The sequence below is a fragment of the Actinoplanes sp. NPDC051388 genome, assembly GCF_055586225.1.
The window spans coordinates 168,445-186,118 of record NZ_JBVJIP010000006.1; the positions used below are offsets into that span (position 1 = coordinate 168,445).

At 71.0% G+C, this 17,674-nt stretch carries 18 protein-coding genes; 6 read left to right on the top strand and 12 right to left on the bottom strand.

The window, feature by feature from the left end; all coding sequences use genetic code 11:
* Nucleotides 1-20 precede the first annotated feature (20 nt).
* From ACZ6TI_RS17315 to pdxH, 6 genes are read right to left on the bottom strand one after another with little or no spacing between them, the layout of a single operon-like run.
* Complete coding sequence (locus tag ACZ6TI_RS17315; RefSeq protein ID WP_465346060.1) at nucleotides 21-1,193, bottom strand: acyl-CoA dehydrogenase family protein; 1,173 nt, start codon at nucleotides 1,191-1,193, stop codon at nucleotides 21-23.
* Nucleotides 1,190-1,486, bottom strand: coding sequence for a type II toxin-antitoxin system VapB family antitoxin (locus ACZ6TI_RS17320; RefSeq protein ID WP_465346061.1), 297 nt, complete (start codon nucleotides 1,484-1,486; stop codon nucleotides 1,190-1,192). Before ACZ6TI_RS17320 ends, ACZ6TI_RS17315 begins: the two co-directional genes overlap by 4 nt.
* 36 nt (nucleotides 1,487-1,522) lie before the next feature.
* Nucleotides 1,523-2,122, bottom strand: coding sequence for a nitroreductase family protein (locus ACZ6TI_RS17325; RefSeq protein WP_465346062.1), 600 nt, complete (start codon nucleotides 2,120-2,122; stop codon nucleotides 1,523-1,525).
* Nucleotides 2,122-3,042 (bottom strand): aldose 1-epimerase family protein, encoded by a 921-nt coding sequence (locus tag ACZ6TI_RS17330; RefSeq protein ID WP_465346063.1) that lies wholly within the window; start codon nucleotides 3,040-3,042, stop codon nucleotides 2,122-2,124. Before ACZ6TI_RS17330 ends, ACZ6TI_RS17325 begins: the two co-directional genes overlap by 1 nt.
* A 10-nt stretch (nucleotides 3,043-3,052) precedes the next feature.
* On the bottom strand, nucleotides 3,053-4,303 hold the full coding sequence (locus ACZ6TI_RS17335; protein WP_465346319.1) for an MFS transporter: 1,251 nt from the start codon (nucleotides 4,301-4,303) through the stop codon (nucleotides 3,053-3,055).
* A gap of 29 nt (nucleotides 4,304-4,332) precedes the next feature.
* Nucleotides 4,333-4,956, bottom strand: a complete 624-nt coding sequence (pdxH, locus tag ACZ6TI_RS17340; protein WP_465346320.1) for a pyridoxamine 5'-phosphate oxidase — start codon at nucleotides 4,954-4,956, stop codon at nucleotides 4,333-4,335.
* Nucleotides 4,957-5,153: 197 nt separating this feature from the next.
* Between pdxH and ACZ6TI_RS17345 the strand changes: the two genes are divergently transcribed.
* The 3 genes from ACZ6TI_RS17345 (at nucleotide 5,154) to sepH (ending at nucleotide 8,675) form a co-directional block, all read left to right on the top strand.
* The gene (locus tag ACZ6TI_RS17345) at nucleotides 5,154-6,260 is read left to right on the top strand and encodes a citrate synthase 2 (protein ID WP_465346064.1); all 1,107 of its coding nucleotides are present in this window, start codon (nucleotides 5,154-5,156) and stop codon (nucleotides 6,258-6,260) included.
* A 30-nt stretch (nucleotides 6,261-6,290) separates the two neighbouring features.
* Nucleotides 6,291-7,412, top strand: coding sequence for a phosphoserine transaminase (gene serC / locus ACZ6TI_RS17350; protein WP_465346065.1), 1,122 nt, complete (start codon nucleotides 6,291-6,293; stop codon nucleotides 7,410-7,412).
* Between the two features lie 165 nt (nucleotides 7,413-7,577).
* Entirely contained in the window at nucleotides 7,578-8,675 is a 1,098-nt protein-coding gene (gene sepH, locus ACZ6TI_RS17355) for a septation protein SepH (RefSeq protein WP_465346066.1), read from the top strand.
* 66 nt (nucleotides 8,676-8,741) lie between these two features.
* On the opposite strand, the gene thpR is transcribed toward sepH, so the two are convergent.
* From thpR to ACZ6TI_RS17380, 5 genes are all read right to left on the bottom strand, one after another.
* The gene (gene thpR / locus ACZ6TI_RS17360; protein WP_465346067.1) at nucleotides 8,742-9,317 is read right to left on the bottom strand and encodes an RNA 2',3'-cyclic phosphodiesterase; all 576 of its coding nucleotides are present in this window, start codon (nucleotides 9,315-9,317) and stop codon (nucleotides 8,742-8,744) included.
* A gap of 19 nt (nucleotides 9,318-9,336) precedes the next feature.
* Entirely contained in the window at nucleotides 9,337-9,879 is a 543-nt protein-coding gene (locus ACZ6TI_RS17365; RefSeq protein WP_465346321.1) for a hypothetical protein, read from the bottom strand.
* Nucleotides 9,880-10,063: 184 nt separating this feature from the next.
* Nucleotides 10,064-11,410: an MFS transporter gene (locus ACZ6TI_RS17370; RefSeq protein ID WP_465346068.1), complete on the bottom strand. Its 1,347-nt coding sequence runs from the start codon at nucleotides 11,408-11,410 to the stop codon at nucleotides 10,064-10,066.
* A 71-nt stretch (nucleotides 11,411-11,481) separates the two neighbouring features.
* Nucleotides 11,482-11,928 carry a MarR family winged helix-turn-helix transcriptional regulator gene (locus tag ACZ6TI_RS17375; protein ID WP_465346322.1) on the bottom strand — a complete coding sequence of 149 codons (447 nt, stop codon included), beginning with the start codon at nucleotides 11,926-11,928 and terminating at the stop codon, nucleotides 11,482-11,484.
* Nucleotides 11,929-11,984: 56 nt separating this feature from the next.
* A complete protein-coding gene (locus ACZ6TI_RS17380; protein ID WP_465346069.1) occupies nucleotides 11,985-13,460 on the bottom strand; it encodes an NCS2 family permease in 1,476 nt (491 codons plus the stop codon).
* Between the two features lie 183 nt (nucleotides 13,461-13,643).
* Here ACZ6TI_RS17380 and ACZ6TI_RS17385 point away from each other — a divergent pair, with 183 nt between their 5' ends.
* Complete coding sequence (locus ACZ6TI_RS17385; protein WP_465346323.1) at nucleotides 13,644-13,850, top strand: DUF2530 domain-containing protein; 207 nt, start codon at nucleotides 13,644-13,646, stop codon at nucleotides 13,848-13,850.
* Nucleotide 13,851: 1 nt separating this feature from the next.
* On the opposite strand, the gene ACZ6TI_RS17390 is transcribed toward ACZ6TI_RS17385, so the two are convergent.
* Nucleotides 13,852-14,691, bottom strand: coding sequence for a DUF3027 domain-containing protein (locus ACZ6TI_RS17390; RefSeq protein ID WP_465346324.1), 840 nt, complete (start codon nucleotides 14,689-14,691; stop codon nucleotides 13,852-13,854).
* A gap of 76 nt (nucleotides 14,692-14,767) precedes the next feature.
* Here ACZ6TI_RS17390 and ACZ6TI_RS17395 point away from each other — a divergent pair, with 76 nt between their 5' ends.
* Complete coding sequence (locus ACZ6TI_RS17395) at nucleotides 14,768-16,768, top strand: MFS transporter (protein ID WP_465346070.1); 2,001 nt, start codon at nucleotides 14,768-14,770, stop codon at nucleotides 16,766-16,768.
* The gene (locus ACZ6TI_RS17400; RefSeq protein ID WP_465346071.1) at nucleotides 16,765-17,472 is read left to right on the top strand and encodes a futalosine hydrolase; all 708 of its coding nucleotides are present in this window, start codon (nucleotides 16,765-16,767) and stop codon (nucleotides 17,470-17,472) included. Before ACZ6TI_RS17395 ends, ACZ6TI_RS17400 begins: the two co-directional genes overlap by 4 nt.
* Nucleotides 17,473-17,674: the final 202 nt, after the last annotated feature.

The following is a 17,674-nucleotide window of genomic DNA, read 5'->3' on the forward strand; positions in this document are numbered from 1 at the left end:
GGTACGGCCAGCGCGCCCATTCAGCTCGCGAACGCGTTGAGCCCGGTCAATTTCTGACCGATCACGAGCTGATGGATCTCGGAAGTTCCCTCGTACGTGAGCACGCTCTCCAGGTTGTTGGCGTGCCGCATCACCGGGTATTCCCCGGAGATGCCGTTTCCGCCCAGGATCGTGCGGCAGGTGCGCGCGATTGCGATCGCCTCACGCACGTTGTTGAGCTTGCCCACACTGACCTGCTCGGGCCGCAACCCGCCACCGGCGTCGCGCAGCCGGCCCAGGTGCATCGCCAGCAGGTAGCCCTTCTGCAGCTCGAGGGCCATGTCGGCGAGTTTGGCCTGGGTCAGCTGGAAACCGCCGATCGGCCGGCCGAACTGCTCGCGGCTGGTCGCATAGGCCAGCGCGGTCTCGAGGCAGTCGCGGGCCGCGCCCATCGCGCCCCAGATGATGCCGAATCGGGCCTCGGTCAGGCAGGAGAGCGGCGCCTTGAGCCCGCGCGCCTCGGGCAGCCGCGCCGACTCGGGCAGCCGCACGTCGTCAAGGGTGATCTCGCCGGTGCTGGACGCGCGCAGCGACATCTTGTGCTTGATCTCGCGGGCGTTGAAGCCGGGCGTCGTGGTGGGCACCGCGAAGCCGAAGACGCCCTCCTCGGCGCGGGCCCAGATCACCGCGACGTCGGCCACCGGCGCGTTGGTGATCCACATCTTGCCGCCGTCGAGCACCCAGTCGTCGCCGTCGCGGCGGGCACGGGTGGACATGTTCGCCGGGTCGGAGCCGTGGTCCGGCTCGGTCAGGCCGAAGCAGCCGATCAGCTCGCCGGCCGCCATGCCGGGCAGCCACTGCTGTTTCTGGTCCTCGGAGCCGTATTTCCAGATCGCGTACATCGCCAGCGAGCCCTGCACGCTGACCAGGGAACGCACTCCGGAGTCGGCGGCCTCGAGCTCCATGCAGGCCAGGCCGTACTGCACCGCGGAGGCGCCGGCGCAGCCGTAACCCGTCAGGTGCATGCCGAGCAGGCCGAGCTTGCCGAACTCGGGGGCGAGCTCGCGGACCGGGACCTCGCCCCGCTCGTACCACTCGGCGACGTGCGGGCGGACCTTGTCGGTGGCCACCCGGCGGACCAGCTCGCGGACGTCGCGCTCCTCGTCGGAGAGCAGCGTGTCCAGGTCGAGCAGGTCGAGAGGCTGCTGGGTCACGACTGCACCACCAGCACCCGGGCGTGGATCTGGTTGCGCTGCTGCAGGGCCGCGCGCAGCGCCCGGTGCAGGCCGTCCTCCAGATAGAGCGAGCCGCGGTATTCCACCACGTGCGGGAACAGGTCGCCGTAGAACGTCGAGTCCTCGGCCAGCAGCTTGTCCAGCGCCAGCTCGCGCTTGGTGGTGATCAGATCGGCCAGCCGGATGGGTCGCGGAGGGATTTCCGCCCACGCTTTCAGCGTCGTGTTGTGATCCGGGTACGGAGCTCCGTCCCGGACCGCTTTGAAGATCACGACGGCACGCTCCCCTCCGACCCTGCCTTTCCGGCCTTACCCAGTCCACCGGCCATGATGCACCACATCGTCGACCGGACGATGCCCCCGGCGCAGTGACGGTGACCTCTTGTCGGGAGCACGGTAGCCCACGGTGAGCGCCCCGATCGGGGTGAACTCCTCCGGAACACCGAACGCCGCGCGGAAAGCCGGGACGGTTTCCGGGGGCAGACCGATGAAACACGAGGCCAGCCCCTGGTCCACCGCGGTGAGGTGGATGAGCAGCGCGGCGAACCCGGTGTCGATGTGCCAATAGGGCACCGGCCAGTGCGCCTCGTCACGGTCGGTCCAGCCCTTGTCCGGCTGGGCGTACCGGTCGAGATAGACCGATTTGTTCGACATCGGCACGATGATCAGCGGCGCCTTGCGCATCCGCTCGATCCAGTCGTTGGGCTCCTCGACAGCCGTCGCTTCCCAATAGCGGGCCCGGTCCCGCGGCTCTTCGAGCACGAGGAAACCCCAGCCCTGCGAGAAACCAGCTGACGGCGCCCGCAACGCATGCTTGAGCAATTTGTCCCGGATGTCCGGCGGGATCGGTCGCTCGGCGTCATAGGTCCGCACCATCCGGCGCCGACGGACGACCTCGTCGAACTCCATCAGGGCCGGACGCCCCAGGCCGCCGACCAGGTCTCGCCCGGGGCCAGCGTGATCAGGTCACGGCCCGAGCGGAACGCGTCCGGCGGGCAGGTCATCGGCTCGATCGCCAGCGACCGGCGGAACCGCTCGCCGTGCAGGGTGTCGCCGCTGAAGACCTGCCACCACTTGAACTTCTCGTCGCCCCACACGTCGACCTTGGCCGAGCCGTCCGGCGCCGCGATGGTCACCGACGAACCGCCGTCCGCCTCGTGGTCGAGCTCGCCGAAGGTGGTGTCCAGCACCGCGTCGCCGACCCGCCGCGGCTCGGTGAAGTCGTACTCGCTGCCGGCCACCTTGACCGCGCCGATCGGCAGCAGCCGCGAGTCGGCCAGCACCCGGGTCTTGCCCGGCACGCGCAGCAGGATGTCGTCCACCGCAACGCCGGTGAGCTGCAGATAGGGGTGCACCGAGTAACCCCACGGCGCGTCCGCCTCGCTGGTGTTGACCACCTCCTGGTCGCACCGCAGCCCGTCCGCGCTCACCGACCAGCGCGTCTTCAGGGTCAGCGACCACGGGTAACCCACCTGCGGCGGCAGGTCGAACTCGAGCGTCACCGCGTCGACCGTCTCGTCCGCGAGCCGCCAGCGGGACCAGTTGGTCAGCCCGTGGATCGCGTTGTGCTTGGCCGGCTCGGTGATCGCCAGCTGGTGGGTGGTGCCCCCGAACGTGTAGTGGCCGTCCCGGATCCGGTTGGGCCACGGCGCCAGGATCTGACCGGCCGAGGCGGGCGAGATCTCCTCCGCGGAGAAGCCGTCCACGATCTCGCGGCCACCCGCGTTATAGCTGCGCAGCACGCCGCCGACCTCGGCGAGGATGGCCTGGTGACCGTCCGCCTCGATGGTCCACTGGGTGCCGGATTTCGCGCGTACGACGCTTGTCATGCGATGGACATTAGCGAACCGGTTCCTCGTCGGCTGGGGGCCGGTAGCGCAGCAGCGCGGGGAAGGCCAGCGCGAGCGCGATCGCCACCCCGGCGGCCGCGAACCCGCCGCCCGCCCAGGACAGGGTCGGCCCGGCGAACCCCGCGGTGGCGCCGGCCCGGAGATCACCCAGGCGCGGCCCGCCGGCCACCACCACGGTGAACACGCCCTGCAGCCGGCCGCGCAGTTGATCGGGTGCGAAGGTCTGGAGGATCGACTGCCGGTAGACCGCGCTGACCAGGTCGGCCGCGCCACCGACGGCGAGCAGCAGCACCATCAGCCAGAGCTGATGGGCGAAGCCGGCGAAACCGATCGCCAGTCCCCAGCCGACCACCGCCACCACCAGCGCGACGCCCTGCCGCTGGACCCGGCTGATCCAGCCCGAGGTGAGGCCGCCGATCATCGAGCCGATCGCGATCGCGGCGAACAGCCAGCCGACCGCCGAGCCGCCGCCGAAGCGCTCGTCGGCGATCTCCGGGAACAACGCGCGCGGCATGGCCAGCACCATCGCCACGATGTCCACCGCGAAGGACAGCAGCAGCACCGGCTGGGTGGCCAGGAAGCTCAGGCCGGTGGCGATCCCCCGCAGTCCGGCGGTCGGCTTCGCCATCCCGTCGACGTGCTCGATCGGGGGAATCGGCGGCAGCTTCCAGGCCGCCCAGAAAGACAGCGTGAAGAGCAGGGCATCCACCGCGTACGCGATGGTGATGCCGGCGCCGGTCGACCAGACCGCGAAGATCAGGCCCGCGGCCAGCGGGCCGAAGACGCCACCGGCGGTCGACGCGGTGTAGCCGAGCGTGTTGGCCGCCGGGACCAGGCCGGCCGGCACGATCCGCGGGATGATCGCGTTGCGGGTCGGCGAGGTGATCGCGAAACCGGCCGACTGCACCGCGACGAGCACGAGCAACAGCACCGGGCTGTCTGCCCCGAGCAGCGCCTGGGCCAGCAGACCGAGCGTCGAGAACCAGGTCAGGGCGGAGCTGACCAGCAGCAACATGCGCCGATCGACCACGTCCGCGGCGGCGCCGCCCCACAGCCCGAAGATCAGCAAGGGCACGAGCCCGGCCACCCCCAGCAGCCCGACCCACGCGGACGAATGGGTGATGTCGAACATTTCCACCGAAACGGCCACGCTGGTGAACTGGAAGCCGAAGAACGCGGCGCTGTTGCCGGCCCACATCCGGCGATACGCGAGCACGCGCAGCGGCCGGACGTCGATCATCCAGCCCCGCGTCTTCAGTTGCGTTTCGCTCAAGGGGCGAGCCGTTCGACAACCCAGCCGGCCTCCGCGCGCCGGAATCGCAGCCGGTCGTGCAGCCGGCTGGTGCGGCCCTGCCAGAACTCCACGGTGTGCGGGACGACGCGCAGCCCACCCCAGTGCGGCGGGGGTGGCACGTCCTGCCCGGCGAAGCGCTCCTCGGCCGCCCGGAATCCGGCCTCCACCGCGGCCCGGTCCGGCAGCACGCTCGACTGCGGGCTGGCCCAGGCGCCGAGTTGCGAGCCGCGCGGCCGGGTCGCGAAGTAGGCCTCGGTCTCGGACCGGGTGACCCGCTCGACCGGCCCGGCGACCAGCACCTGCCGCTGCATCGGGAACCACGGGAAGACCAGGCTCGCATAGGGGTTGGCGAGCGCCTCGCGGCCCTTGCGCGACTCGTAGTTGGTGAAGAACACGAAGCCGCGCTCGTCGTACCCCTTGAGCAGAACGGTCCGGGCACTCGGCCGGGCCGCGGCGTCGGCGGTCGAGACGATCATCGCGTTCGGCTCCGGCAGACCATGTTCGGCGGCCGCGGCGAACCAGGCGGCGAACTGCGCCGGCCAGTCCGCGGCCAGATCCTCCTCGAGGAAGGCGCCACGCTCGGTGTAGTCACGACGCATCCCGGCCGGCTCGGCGCTCACCTGGATCTCCTCCTGCGGATAAGTTGCTTATCGAACCTAAGTCGCCGCGCACGATCCGTCAGGTCCGTCAGGATGGGTGTCGCGGAGAGCACACTGCGCCGGGTCGCCCTCCGGTTACGCAAAGGGCAAGATGAATCACTTACGGGTCTGCACGGGCTCGAGATCTGGGAGGCGACGTGTCCGACTTCAAGCCTGGCCTGGAGGGCGTGATCGCCTTCGAGAGCGAGATCGCCGAGCCCGACAAGGCCGGTGGCGCTCTGCGTTACCGCGGCGTGGACATCGAGGACCTGATCGGCCAGGTGTCCTTCGGAAACGTCTGGGCGCTGCTGGTCGACGGCCGCTTCGGGCCGGGCCTGCCGCCGGCCGAGCCGTTCCCGGTGCCGGTGCACTCCGGCGACATCCGGGTCGACGTGCAGTCCGCGGTGGCCATGCTGGCGCCCTATTGGGGTCTCTCCCAGCTGCTCGACATCGACGACGAGCAGGCCCGCTCCGACCTGGCCCGGGTGTCGGTCACCGCGCTGTCGTTCATCGCCCAGTCGGCCCGCGGCCTCGGGCTGCCCGCGGTCCCGCAGAAGGACATCGACAAGGCGCAGACCACTGTCGAGCGGTTCATGAAGCGCTGGCGCGGCGAGCCCGACCCGCGGCACGTCAAGGCCGTTGATGCGTACTTCATCTCGGCCGCCGAGCACGGCATGAACGCGTCCACCTTCACTACGCGGGTGGTGGCCTCCACCGGCGCCGACGCCGCGGCCTGCATCTCCTCCGGCATCGGCGCGCTCTCCGGCCCGCTGCACGGTGGCGCGCCCTCCCGGGTGCTGCACATGATCGAGGGCGTCGAGCGCAGCGGCGACGCGGAGGGTTATGTCAAGGGCGTCCTCGACCGCGGCGAGCGCCTGATGGGCTTCGGCCACCGGGTCTATCGCGCCGAGGATCCGCGCGCCCGCGTGCTGCGCCGCACGGCCAAGGAGCTGGGCGCGCCCCGCTTCGAGGTGGCCGAGGCGCTGGAGAAGGCCGCGCTGGCCGAGTTGCACGCCCGCAAGCCCGACCGGGTGCTGGCCACCAACGTGGAGTTCTGGTCGGCCGTGGTGCTCGACTTCGCCGAGGTCCCGGCGCACATGTTCACCTCGATGTTCACCTGCGCCCGGGTGGCCGGGTGGAGCGCGCACATCCTCGAGCAGAAGAGGCTGAACCGCCTGGTCCGGCCCTCCGCGCTCTATGTGGGACCGCCCACCCGCAAGCCCCAGGACGTGGAGGGCTGGGATCAGGTCCCGCATAATGCTTGACCGTTGACCCCGCCGGAAGGACCCCCCACCGTGACCGACGCGATCCAGATCCCCGACGAGCTCAAGCCGGTCGACGGCCGGTTCGGCTCCGGGCCGAGCAAGGTGCGCCCCGAGGGCGTCGACGCGCTCGCCGCGGTGTCGAAGACCTTCATGGGCACGTCGCACCGCCAGCGCACCGTGAAGGACCAGGTGGCCCGGCTGCGCCGGGGCATCGCCGAGTTCTTCGACGCGCCCGCCGGTTACGAAGTGATCATCTCGAACGGCGGCACCAGCGCGTTCTGGGAGACCGCGGTCTTCGGGCTGATCCGTGACAAGGCGCAGGTGGCCGAGTTCGGCGAGTTCGGGTCCAAGTTCCGCAAGGCGATCGCGGACGCGCCGTTCCTGTCGTCGCCCACGGTGGTCTCCGCGCCGGGCGGCCAGGCCGCCTTCCTGAGCGCCGAGGCGGGTGTCGACGCCTATGGCAGCGTGCACAACGAGACGTCGACCGGCGTGGCGGTGCCGGTGCAGCGGGTGGCCGGCGCCGACCCGGGCGCGCTGCTGCTCACCGACGCCACCTCCGGCGCCGGCGGGCTCGATGTGGACCTCACCCAGACGGACGTGTACTACTTCGCGCCGCAGAAGGCGTTCGGCTCGGACGGCGGGCTGTGGATCGCGCTGATGTCGCCGGCCGCGCTCGAGCGGGCCGCCGAGATCAAGGCCACCGGGCGTTACATCCCGCAGTTCCTCGACCTGGTCACGGCCATCGAGCAGAGCCGGCTGGAGCAGACGTACAACACGCCGGCGCTGGCCACGGTGTTCCTGGCCGCCGAGCAGACCGACTGGATGAACGCACAGGGCGGTCTGGCCTGGGCGAGCAAGCGCAGCGCGGAGAGCGCGGCGGCGATCTACGGCTGGGCCGACCGGTCGGCCTATGCGACGCCGTTCGTCACCGACCCGGGCCTCCGGTCGAACGCGGTCGCCACGATCGACTTCGCCGACACGGTGGACGCCGCGGCGATCGCCAAGGTGCTCCGCGCGAACGGCATCGTGGACACCGAGCCCTACCGCAAGCTCGGCCGCAACCAGCTCCGCGTCGCGCTCTATCCGACCGTGGATCCGGCCGACGTGGAGGCCTTGACCAGGTGCATCGACCACGTGGTCGAGCGACTCTGATCGCTGAAGATCATCTCCGCTGGTCAATGACTTCCCCGGCGTGGCTTACTCCCATCGAGTGACCATGACGCGTACCGTGTTCCGAAACGCGCCCGGGTGGCTGACTCTCGGGATGCAGAGCCAGATGCCAACCAAGCCAAGCCAGCGACGGGACGGAGGCAACGCATGCGGCCGGTACGCTTCGTCGCCCTCTCCGAGGACGGTCAGGCACTGGTGCTCGCCGATGAGGTCGGCCGGCTCCTCGCCCTCCCCCTCGACGACCGCATCAACGGGGCTCTGCACACCGATGGTGTCAGCGGCTCGACCAGCACCTCGGTCGCCGTTGCCACCACAGAGGTGTCGATGGCGATCCTGTCGCCGCGTGACATCCAGTCCCGGATCCGCTCCGGCGAGTCGGCCGACGACGTGGCCCGCATCGCCGGCGTCCCGGTCGACCGGGTCCTGCGTTATGCCGGGCCGGTGCTGCAGGAGCGCGCGATGCTGGCCCAGCACGCCCGCCGCACCCGACTGAAGACCTCGGACTCCGGCGCCCCGCTGGCCGAGGTGGTCGACAGCCGCCTGGCCCAGCACGGCATCGACGCCGAGAAGATCTCGTGGGACGCCTACCGCCGCGACGACGGCACCTGGCGCATCGTCGCGACCTGGCCGTCCGGCAAGGCGACCGCCCAGGCGGTGTGGGATCTCGACAAGGCACGCCAGGTCGTCTCGCCGCACGACGACATGGCGCAATACCTCTGTGCCGAGCGCCCGACCCAGATCCTGGGTCAGGAGCCGGCCCCCGAGCGCCCGGCACACGATCGCAGCGGCCACGGTCTGCCCGGTCGTTCCGGCAACGACCTGTCCCGCGGAGGCCACGGCCTGCCCGCGCCGTCGACGGACTCGCCCAGGCAGAACCGCGACCCGATCCGCGCCGGCCGAGACGCCCTGATGGCATCGCTCGACCGTCCGCTGTCCGGCCGCGGCCTCGACCCCGCGCCGCAGGAGACCTCCCGCCGCCCGGTCGCGGGTGGCGCGGCGGCACTGCTCGGCGGCGGCGCCGGTTCGGCCTTCGACGAGGAGTCGGACCTCCCCAAGGAGGTTCCCGCGGTCCCGTCGCTGGCGGTCCTGCGCCCGCGCCGCACGGTCGGCCAGGCCGGCGGCAACCAGCAGCAGGGCACCGCGGCCGGCGACGAGGCAAGCGGCGAGCAGAAGCCGCGCAAGCGCCTCCCCAGCTGGGACGACGTGCTCTTCGGCGGCGGCCCCGCCGCCCGCGAGTCCTCCTGACACTGCGCCACCGCACCCGACGCTTCGCCGTCACCGCGCCGCGCAGTCTCGAGGCCGCCGGCCCGATCAGCGCTGCTCAGGTGGTGCTGTGCCGCGCGGCTGGAGCAGCGACCAGGTTCGGAGGGTCTCGTAGCCGAGGCCTTCGTCGTGGCGGCTCCGGACCAGCGCCATCTCGGCGGCCGTCCAGATCCGGCCCCCGAAGTCGCGCAGCGCAGCGCGCAGCTCCGGACCGCCTGCGTAGGTCACCGTGAGGTGTGGCGTGAACGGGCGCTCGTCGCAGGGCAGTTCGGAGGCCGCCAGCCCCTGCTGGAGTTCGGTGTGGAGGGCGCGCAGCACATCCACGTCGCCGTCCACGCCGGCCCACAGCGCCACCGAGCGGCCTCGCCCGAAGGAACCACCGCCGGAGAGCCGCAGCCTGATCTCGTCGTGCGCCGGGCCGTCCACCGCGACGCGGGAGACCACCAGCTCGACGTCGGGAAGTCGTTCGGGCCGCACCTCGCCGATGAAAGCCAGCGTCAGGTGCCACCGCTCGACCGGCGTGAGCCGCATGGTCTTGCCGTCCCGGCCCAGCGCTGCCTGCATCCACTCGCGCAGCTCTTCCCGCACATCCTCCGGCGGATACACCGCCACAAACAGCCGCACCCGGCAACACTAGAGCCCGTCAGGCGCGGAAGCGGAAGCCGGCCGCGGTCAGCTCGGCCTCCACCCGGACCCGCTCGATCTCGCGATCGACGTCGTCGGTCAGGCACAGCAGATGGTGCGACACCGAGAGGTAGAGGCAGGCCACCCGCAACCACCGGTCATAAGCCCGCACCACCGCGGCCGCCCACAGCTCCGACGCGGACGCCAGGCCACCCAGCCGCTCGCGGTGCAGGCGGCGCAGTTCGGCCGCGACCTGCTCGATTGTCGGAAGACGCTCGCCCTGCATTGCGCTGCCGCAGGCGCAGACCCCATCGCCGACAGGTCCGTCAGCCAAGAGGCCACCTTCCAGGAGCTCGCGATCCAGGAGGCCGCCATGGAGGCGGGCGCGGTTCAACAGAGCACGGTCGAGCAGGGTCAGCCTCGGGCGGTCCAGCCGGGCCCGGCGCTGCCATGCCTTGCGCAACTCGAGGCCGTCGGCGCGGGCTCGCATCGCGAACACCGCGCACGGCAGGCTCAACAACGCGGCGAGCGCTGCCGTGAGCACTGCGGTGTGCGGAGTCATCACCAACCGACGCTAAATGGTCAGCAGCGGGACGGACCACGACCGTTCGGGTTAGCCCACGTGCCATCTCATTACGCGTCCCACTCTGCGAACCACCATAAAGGACGATGAACAGAACGGATCAGCAGGTCAAGGCCGATATGACACCAAGAACTCGACTACGGTGAGTGCCGATTACTCGGTGTCACGCGGCGGTGCGGACCTCGGACTCGAGCACCGGCTCCGGGGAGAGCGCCGCCGCGGCCGCGGTCGGGACGGTCACCGGGGCCACCAGGGTCAGGGACGGCCGCGGGCGGAACCGGAAGCGCAACCGCTCGCCGGTCGCGTGCAGCTGCCAGGTCAGCGCCGCGATGCCGGCGATCAGGGAGACCACCCCGGCCACCCAGATGCTGGACGGCACGCCGAAGTGCTCGCCCCACCAGCCGGCCAGGGTCGCGCCGATCGGCGTCGTGCCCAGGAAGACCAGCACGTAGAGCGCCATCACCCGGCCGCGATAGGACGAGTCGACGCCCATCTGCACCCGATGGTTGGCCGCCTGCGCGAGGTATATCGAGAAGAAGCCGGTGGGCACCAGCAGGATCATCGCCACGATGAACGTCGGCGCGAAGCCGACCGCGATCTCGAACACCCCGAAGGCGATGGCGGCGCCGACCACCACGTACGCGCTGGGTCGAGCCCGTCGCCCACTGCCGGCCAGCGCACCACCCAGCGCGCCCACCGCCAAGGCCGTGGTCAGCAGACCGAAGGTCGACGCCCCGGCGTGGAAGTCAATCTTGGCGAGCGCGGCGAGCGTGACCGGGAAGTTGAAGCCGATCATCCCGACCACGAACATCAGGGTGATCGGCAGCAGCAGGTCCTGGCGCCGCCAGACGTAGCGCAGGCCGTCGGAGATCTTGGAGTCGTCGCTGCTCACCGGCTTGAGCGAGCGGTGCAGATCGGCCGTGCGCATCGCCGTGTAGCTGAACACCGGCGCGATCGCGAGCACCGTGGCGACCAGGAACACCGGGCCGGTGCCGAGCAGCGCGATGGACACGCCGGCCAGCGCGGGCCCGCCGATCCGGGCCACGTTGAAGGTGGCCGCGGAGAGCGCCAGCGCGTTCGGCAGCAGCCGATTTTCGACCAGCTCGGAGACGAACGACTGCCGCACCGGGGTCTCGATCGAGTTGGCGATGCCGAGCAGGGCGGCGAACAGGAACACGTGCCACAGCTGCACGATGCCGGACGCGACCAGCACGGCGAAGACCACCGCGGTGACCGCGAAGGCGGCGTTCGCCACCACCAGCAGCTTGCGCTTGTCATAGCGGTCGGCGAGCTTGCCGGCGAACAGGGTGAGCAACAGCACCGGTACGAACTGCAGCGCGGTCACGATGCCCAGCGCGGCCGGCGAGTTGCCCGAAAGATCGAGCACCAGCCAGTCCTGGGCCGTGAACATGACCCAGACCCCGACCAGCTTGACGAGCTGCCCGATGGAGAAGAGCCGGTAGTTGCGAACCTGCAGGGACCGGAATGTCGTGCTCAGCACTGCCCGCACTCGGGTTGCGCCTCCTCAGAGTGGTACGCGTCATCAACATGTGACGAAGCGACCGGCGAAGAGAACCCGGCTCAGGCCCGCGCGACCTGCTGCATGATCTCGGCAGCACGCGCGAGCGTGTCACGTTCGTCCGGGCTGAGCTCGGCCAGTTGCAGCGCGAGCCACTCGTTGCGTGCCCGTTCGAACTGCGCGTAGATCGCCCGCCCCTCCTCGGTGGCGGCCAGGATCACCTGACGCCCGTCGGTGGGATGCGGGGTGCGCGCGACCAACCCACGATCCTCGAGCTTGCCCACGATCTTGGTCATCGTGGGCGGCTGCACCCGCTCGACGTCGGCGAGCTCACGAGGAGTCAGCGCGCCGGCCAGCTGGAGGCTGGTCAGCGCGGACAGCTGACTGAACGTGAGATCGCCGACCGGGCGCTCTTTGCGGAACCGGCGGTTGAGCCGGGAGATCGCATCGCGCAGCGTCTGGGACAGCTCCTCAGCTGTTGCGCGTTGTGTCGCCACCGACCGCTCCATCACGTTCCTTAGCCTAGCTAATGAGCTTGGCTAACGACATCTCGAGGCCGTATGACCTAGAGCACCAAGCTTTCCAGGGGCCCGCGCAGGAAGTACAGGATGAAGATGACGGCCACCCCGTAGAGCAGCGGGTGCACGTCGCGGGCCTTGCCGACGGCCAGTTTGATCACCACGTACGAGATGATCCCCGCCCCGATCCCGTTGGAGATCGAGTAGGTGAACGGCATCAGCGTGATGGTCAGGAATGCCGGGATCGCGATCTCGTAGTCGGTCCAGTCGATCTGCCGGACCGCCTGCATCATCAGGAAGCCGACCAGCACCAGCGCGGTCGACGCGGCCTCGAACGGCACCACCGTGACCAGCGGCGCGAGGAACATGGCGACCAGGAAGAGCCCGCCGGTGACCAGGCTCGCGACGCCGGTGCGGGCGCCCTCGGCGACACCGGACGCGCTTTCGATGTACGACGTGTTGCTGGACGTGCTCGCCACACCACCCGCGGCCGCGGCGACCGAGTCGACGAGCAGGATCTCCCGGGTGCGCGGCGGCATGCCCTCGGAGTCCAGCAGGCCACCCTCCTGACCGACCGCGACCATCGTGCCCATGGTGTCGAAGAAGTCGGTGATCAGCAGCGTGAAGACGAACATGATCACGACCAGCACGCCGGCCCGGCCCCACGAGTCGAACACGTTGAACTTGCCGATCAGCGACAGGTCCGGCAGATCCACGATCTTGTCCGGCAGTGCGGGCACGTTCAGCGACCAGCCACTGGGGTTCGGCTTGCCGTCCACGAACGACGGCCCGACCTTGGCGATCGCCTCCACGATGATCGCCAGCACCGTGGTGGCCAGGATGCCGATCAGGATCGCGCCGCGGATCCGGCGCACGAACAACACGATGGTGATCAGCAGGCCGACCACGAACACGAACAGCGGCCAGGTCACCAGCTTGCCGCCGATGCCCATCTCGACCGGCACCGTGGTGCCCGCGACGTCCGGGATGCGCCGCACGAAACCGGCGTCCACCAGCCCGATGATCATCAGGAAGAGGCCGATGCCGACGCCGATCGCGGTCTTCATCTGGGTCGGCACGGCCTTGAACACGGCCGTGCGCAGCCCGGTGAGCACCAGGATCGCGATCAGCACGCCCTCGATGACCACCAGGCCCATCGCGTCGGCCCAGGTCATCTCGGGCGCGATCTCAAAGGCGACCAGTGCGTTCACGCCCAGGCCGGCGGCCAGCGCCAGCGGGAACCGGGCCACCACGCCCATCAGGATGGTCATCAGGCCGGCCACGAACGCCGTGCCCGCGGCCAGCGCGGCGATCGGCAGCGAGGCGCCCACCGCGTCCACGCCGGCGCCCAGAATGAGCGGGTTCAGCACGACGATGTAGGCCATCGTGAAGAAGGTCGCGAACCCGCCGCGGACCTCCCGCCCGACGTTCGACCCCCGTGCGGAGATCTCGAAATACCGATCAAAACCGTTCTTGGGCGTACGCGGCGCTGCGACGTCCGGGTCAGCGGAAGTAGTGGACATGTGCGCGTCCCCCAGGGCTTTCACGTGGCTCGTTGCGCGCATCGTGTCAGACGCCCGATGTCGGGAAAAGATCCTCGATGTTACGAACAGGTCCGGGCGTAGCATGATCGCGTGGCCGAACACCTGCACGGGCTGGACGCGGTGACCGGGACGAAGCCGCGACCCGAGCCGCTGGACCCGCCGATGATCCCGTTCGCGCTGGCCGGCATCGGTGGTTTCGCGATCGCCGCGCTCATCTGCTGGCTGGCCGGCGCGCCCGCGATGTGGATCTGGACCTGCCTGGCCGGCCTGGTCTGGGGCATCCCCGGGCTGATCACGATGATCCGGCACGACGCGCATCGGCGCCGCCGCCGGGCCCTGTCACACCCCAGCTTCGAGGTGCACTCCTAGCTCAGGAGTGGCCGTAGTCCTCGGCGGGCTCGCCGGACTCGACCGAACCGTGCGGACGGCTCACCGCGACCGCCTCGACCTCGGAGTCGTCGTAAACCGTCGGCAGCTCTTCGACCGGTGGCTCGACCGTGCCCACCAGCGTCTCGGAGTGCGCGCCGCAGCCGTGGTCGGCGCTGACCGCGCGAGCGTCGTCGGGGGCGAACAGGTTGCCGCACACCCCGAACATCGGCCGCATCGCCCCGGCCAGCGGCAGGTAGAACCCGCAGGTGCCGCAGCGGGCGTTGCGCGGCGCGGCGGTCGAGATGGCGGCCTCGGGACCGGACTCGCCGTCATACCAGCGCTGCGCCGTCTCGATGCGGCCCTCGCGCGACATCACCCGGGGCCGGCCCAGGCCGAGCTCCCAGGACACGTCCTCGACCGCGGGGTCGTCACTCAGCACGTATCCCTGAGCCAGCCGGTCGTCGTCCGGAGCGGTCGGCATGAGGTCGCCGATGCCCAGGTCACCGGGCTGCAGGCGCTCGTTCCACGGCAGCCAGCCCGGGGCGAGCAGCGCGTCGGGGCCGGGCAGCAGGACGGTCTCGCAGACCGTCACGTGCCGGCTGCGCGGCACCCGGGTCACGGTCACCGCCCAGCGCCAGCCCCGATAACCGGCCAGGTGACTCTCGAAGAAGTGGGTCACCACCCGATCACCCTCGGAGATCGCTTCCAGGTGATCGCCGATATCGGCCGGATCGACCTCGGTGATGGCGCCGCGAGCCACCCCGACGGCGTCTGCGCAGACCTGGTCGAGTTTGGCGGCACGAGCGGTGGTCCTGGTGGTCACGAGCCCATTGTCCCCTATCGGGGCGGGTCGGTCACACCGACTCCCCCAGATCGGCGCGCGCGGGAAGGGGACGCGCTCGCCTGAATCAGTCAGGATGGGTTCCATGCCGCTGCTTCCCACCCTCGGACGGACCGTCGGGACCGGTGTGCGCGCGATGCGCATGCTGGTGCGCGGTGGCATGCGCGGCGGGGCGTGGGCCACCCGCCGAGTCGGTGACGCGCGGGCCAAGGGCGCGGCCAACGAGGTCGGCATGGTCCGGCTCTTCGACCTGCACGCGCTCTCCTGCGCCGGCGACACCCTGATCGCGATCGGGCTGGCCGGCACCATCTTCTTCAACGTGCCGCTCGGCGAGGCGCGCAGCAAGGTCGCGATCTACCTGCTCGTCACGATGGTCCCGTTCGCGTTGCTCGCGCCGGTGGTCGGCCCGCTGCTCGACCACTTCCGGCACGGCCGCCGTTACGCGCTGGCCACCACGATGCTGGGCCGGGCCTTCCTGGCCTATGTGATCTCCGACAACCTGCTCGGCTTCGGGCTCTACCCGGCCGCCTTCGGCGTCCTGGCCCTGTCCCGCGCCTACGGCGTCGCCAGATCCGCCGCGGTGCCCAGGCTGCTGCCCGAAGGCGTCGGCTTGTCGCAGGTCGGCGCCAGAGCAAGCGTTTACGGAACGTTCGCCGGCGCGCTCGTGGCCCCGATCGGCCTGGCCGCGTTCTGGGTCGGCCCGCAGTGGTCGCTGCGGGTGGCCTCGGTGATCTTCGTGGTCGGCATGGTGGTCGCGTTGCGGCTGCCCCCGCGCGCCGACTCGGATCCGCCGGAGGAGGTGCCGCGCCCGTTCCGCACGATGCTCCGCCTGCGCCGCGGCACCGACCGCCCGCTCTCCGGCAAGCTCGTCGTCAACACCCTGATCGGCAGCGCCTGCCTGCGCCTGCTCTATGGGTTCCTGCTGCTCTACTTCGCCTTCGCGATCAAGGCGGGCGAGCTCGAGACCACCATCCTCGGCCGTGACGTGGGCAGCCAGTCCGCGGTGGCGCTGGTCGGCGGCTCGCTGGTGGTCGGCACGTTCCTGTCCACCGCGATCGGCACCCGGCTGCGCATCCGCCGTCCGACCGCGCTGCAGTCCAGCGGCCTGACCATCACCGCGGGCGTGGCGGTGCTCGCCACCATCTTCTTCAACCTGGCGATGGTCGCCCTGCTGGCGCTGGTGGCCGCGATCTTCAGCGGCATCTCCAAGCTGGCCATCGACGCGAGCATCCAGGAGCGCGTGCCGGAGCGCATGCGAGCCAGCGCGTTCGCCCACTCCGAGACGGTCCTGATGATCGCCTGGGTGGTCGGCGGCGCGATCGGCATCATCCCGCTGAGCGGCCGCTTCGGCGTGGCCCTGGCCGCCGCGATCACGGTCGCCGCAGCCGTCCGAGCCGCAATCGTGGCCGCCCGCCTGCACAACGAACGCCTGCACGGCCGCCCCGACAACGCCCCGGACGACAACACCCCCGCAGCATCCACAGCGTCCGCCGCATCCACCGCGTCCGCCGCCGCCCACCCCGACAAGCCAGGCCGACCCTCCGACCCCACCGAGCCGACCGACCCGTGGCCGGACGCACCGACAGTGGCACCGATCACCGGCGGCGCACCCCCGGCCCCCCGCGGCCGATCCACCAGCGGCGACCGCACCACCATGCAGCAGACCCGCCCCCGCGGCACCGACCAGACCACAGTGGACCAGCGCCACACGGAGTTGAACCCCACCCTGGCCGAACCACCGGCCCCGCCCAAACGACGCCGCCCGTGGCACCGCAAGCAAAAGCCGGCCCCCAGCCCGCCCGCTCCCCCCTCCGGCCTCGGCGCCCAGCCACCCGGCGCCACCCAACCCACCGCCCCCACCACGGGCCACGACGCCCAGCCACCCTCAACGCCCGGCGAATCTCCGCGCCCGCAGCGCTACACACCACAGTCCGCCGGCCCCCAGCCCCGCAGCGGCCAGCAGCCCCCGTCGCCCCCGCAGCCGGCCCGCCCCAACCCCGCACCGCCCGGCTTCCACGTCTACCGCCCGTCCTCCGCCGACAGCGACGGCAACGCCGATCCCCGCGACCAGCGATGACCCTCCTGATAGTCACCGCCGTCCCCGCCGAAGCCGAAGCCATCCGAGCCGGCCTGCCCCCCGCAGCCGCCAACGACGCCCCCCGCGCGACCCCCGCCACGGACGGACCGCAGGCGACCCCCACCAACGCCAACGGCGTCGGCGTCGAGGTGTTCGCGGTCGGCGCCGGTCCCGCTGCCGCGGCCGCCGGCACCGCCCGCCTGATCGCCCTCGCCGAAGCCGCCGGCCGCCCCTATACCGCGGTGATCAGCGCCGGCATCGCCGGCGGCTTCCCCGGACGGGCCGGCCTGGCCGACACCGTGATCGGCCTCCGCAGCATCGCCGCCGACCTCGGCGCCGAGTCCCCCGACGGCTTCCTCCCCATCGATCACCTCGGCTTCGGCACCGGCCAGGAATCCTCCGACCCCACCCTCCGCAAATCCTTCATGGCGGTCCTCCCTCACGCCATCGAGGGCGACATCCTCACCCTCGCCACCGTCACCGGCACCGCCGAGACCGCCGCGCGCCTGGCTGAGGCCCACCCCAGGGCCGTCGCCGAAGCCATGGAGGGTCACGGCGTGGCCACCGCGGCCGCCGCGGCCGGCCTGCCCTTCCTGGAACTGCGCACGATCTCCAACCCGATCGGCCCGAGAGACCGCGCATCATGGCGCCTCGAGGGCGCCTTGGCCGGGCTGACCGTCGCAGCCGCCGCGTTCAGCGTCTGATCCCGCGCCCTGCCGCACGACCCTGACCGCCGCACGATCCTGACCGCCGCACAACCCTGACCGCCGCACGACCCTGACCGCGCCGGGCACGCGGTCGGCCAGGCAGCCGCCACTTCGTGCACGTCCACGTGTCGGCGTGGCCGGCCTTGCTGTCGGCAGTGTGAAAAGCCACGTGTGGCAAGTGCTACAGAGCTGGCGCGTG

Excerpts from the sequence above, each read along its gene's own strand:
- pdxH (WP_465346320.1), bottom strand. The coding sequence starts at position 4,956 with ATGCGTCGTGACTACACCGAGCGTGGCGCCTTCCTCGAGGAGGATCTG.
- ACZ6TI_RS17395 (WP_465346070.1), top strand. The coding sequence starts at position 14,768 with ATGGGTTCCATGCCGCTGCTTCCCACCCTCGGACGGACCGTCGGGACC.
- ACZ6TI_RS17385 (WP_465346323.1), top strand. The coding sequence starts at position 13,644 with ATGATCCCGTTCGCGCTGGCCGGCATCGGTGGTTTCGCGATCGCCGCG.
- ACZ6TI_RS17330 (WP_465346063.1), bottom strand. The coding sequence starts at position 3,042 with ATGACAAGCGTCGTACGCGCGAAATCCGGCACCCAGTGGACCATCGAG.
- ACZ6TI_RS17365 (WP_465346321.1), bottom strand. The coding sequence starts at position 9,879 with ATGACTCCGCACACCGCAGTGCTCACGGCAGCGCTCGCCGCGTTGTTG.
- ACZ6TI_RS17380 (WP_465346069.1), bottom strand. The coding sequence starts at position 13,460 with ATGTCCACTACTTCCGCTGACCCGGACGTCGCAGCGCCGCGTACGCCC.
- ACZ6TI_RS17325 (WP_465346062.1), bottom strand. The coding sequence starts at position 2,122 with ATGGAGTTCGACGAGGTCGTCCGTCGGCGCCGGATGGTGCGGACCTAT.
- sepH (WP_465346066.1), top strand. The coding sequence starts at position 7,578 with ATGCGGCCGGTACGCTTCGTCGCCCTCTCCGAGGACGGTCAGGCACTG.
- ACZ6TI_RS17335 (WP_465346319.1), bottom strand. The coding sequence starts at position 4,303 with ATGATCGACGTCCGGCCGCTGCGCGTGCTCGCGTATCGCCGGATGTGG.
- ACZ6TI_RS17375 (WP_465346322.1), bottom strand. The coding sequence starts at position 11,928 with ATGGAGCGGTCGGTGGCGACACAACGCGCAACAGCTGAGGAGCTGTCC.
- ACZ6TI_RS17400 (WP_465346071.1), top strand. The coding sequence starts at position 16,765 with ATGACCCTCCTGATAGTCACCGCCGTCCCCGCCGAAGCCGAAGCCATC.